Raw genomic sequence first — 1,744 nt, forward strand, 5'->3', positions numbered from 1 at the left:
AAACCAACTTAACTTCCGACCACGCAAAACACTCGGCTTTCAATCACCTCATTCCCTCTTGCCTTTCCTGCTCAAACCCATCTAATTCCAAAAACCAGCCCAGGTGCACTTTGGGTTTCAATCTGCATTGCATTCACAAGGCTTACTAAATGCCTGGCATCTTTTTACTGACGGTGCAGGTGAAGGTGCGCTACAGCGACTTCACAACGCTGACGCGGCAACTCCGGCTGGAGGAGCCAGTAACAACGGAACGCGAGATCTACCGGATGGCGTGCTACCTGCTGGCGCGGCACCGGCTGGTAACGGGCCCGCTGAGGCTGCTGGGCATCGGGGTCTCGACGCTGGTGGCGCCGGTGCAGCGACAGTTGAGGCTGGGGATTTGAGGGGGACGGACGGGGCGTGTGGGTGATGGGCTGACCGGACACGCGGCACACTTGGGTGGAAACAAGTGGATTTAATTTTCTGAGCTCGAAAGGTTTGCATTCATAGGGCTTACTAAATGCCTGGCATGAATGGCAGGATTTGGCTACACGCCCAAAAAATAAACAATTATGAACAAGTATATAAAAGCATTGATGATCTTGATTGTGGCAAATTGCAAGGCGGAAGACTTAACAATAAATAGCGCGGAACAATTATTCCGCAGTCATCATATTTCCCACATGCTTGCATCGCAGGATGCAAACGATGCTGTCGAGCTTTGTTTGTACTATGAGCAGAAAGTATTTCGCCCTGAAGCCGCGTATTATTGGGCTAATGTAGCAATCAAACTCGGAAGCACTGCGATTAATCGTGAAAAAATCAACAATTTAGAAGCGAAAATTCAGCAATCCACTTACACCCAAAATGAAATCGCATTGATGCCTGAAGCGTTAAAAAATCTAAAATTCCAAAAAGTGCGTTCTGATTTGATTGACAAAATTAAGGTGGATAAAATGAATTCATTTCAACATCTAAAATCGTTGTTCATGTTGAATTTAGACTTTGCCGAAGAGGCATTTTATTGGTTTTCTAAAGAAAATGAAATCAGCCAAAATTCGGACGATCGTTCATCTCTGAAAACCCTCCAACAAAGTATTTATTTATCAAAAGTAAATGGTTCTAGTGAGATTATTATTTCAGGGCTTATTGCATCAGAATCAGTTTTTTGGAGACGCTTGGGATTAAAAGAATAACTGAACCACGCGCCAACCAATAGTTTTGAACCACGCGCCAACCAATAGTTTTGAACCACGCGCCAACCAATAGAACTGAACGTGCCAGCCTATTTAAAAAATTGAAATCAGCGCAGCTTCTCGGTTTTTTGAACCCTCCTTTTTTGAAGCAAACCCATGAAGCCCCCGCAGCCAGCGTTTTCACACTTGCGGCTGCGGATCGTTCATGACCCTGACAACGTTTTTTACGGAGCAAAGAAAAACCTACCTCTTACAAAACACCTCAACGCATTGCCCTCCTCTGAGCGCTTGTCCCCGATCACCGGCGCCTTGCAGTCTTCAACGCAGTGATGGAAGACTTTGAGGGGCCACGACTTAGGTAGAGATGCGACTGTCCTGACGATGTAGCTGAAACTCATCGCCAGAGGAAAATATGCCAGGCATTTAGTTGATTGACGACGCCCGCTGCAGATTGAAACCCAAAGTGCACCTGGGCTGGTTTTTGGAATTAGATGGGTTTGAGCAGGAAAGGCAAGAGGGAATGAGGTGATTGAAAGCCGAGTGTTTTGCGTGGTCGGAAGTTAAGTTGG

The 1,744-nt window shown here is 46.3% G+C and carries 2 protein-coding genes; both read left to right on the forward strand.

Annotation, left to right across the window (positions count from 1 at the left end; translation table 11 throughout):
- Positions 1-149: 149 nt before the first annotated feature.
- Positions 150-383 (forward strand): DinB/UmuC family translesion DNA polymerase, encoded by a 234-nt coding sequence (locus ACFQDI_RS25150; RefSeq protein WP_377172264.1) that lies wholly within the window; start codon positions 150-152, stop codon positions 381-383.
- A gap of 168 nt (positions 384-551) precedes the next feature.
- Positions 552-1,175, forward strand: coding sequence for a hypothetical protein (locus ACFQDI_RS25155; protein ID WP_377172266.1), 624 nt, complete (start codon positions 552-554; stop codon positions 1,173-1,175).
- Positions 1,176-1,744: the final 569 nt, after the last annotated feature.

The organism is Prosthecobacter fluviatilis (genome assembly GCF_042655725.1).
GTDB lineage: Bacteria > Verrucomicrobiota > Verrucomicrobiia > Verrucomicrobiales > Verrucomicrobiaceae > Prosthecobacter > Prosthecobacter fluviatilis.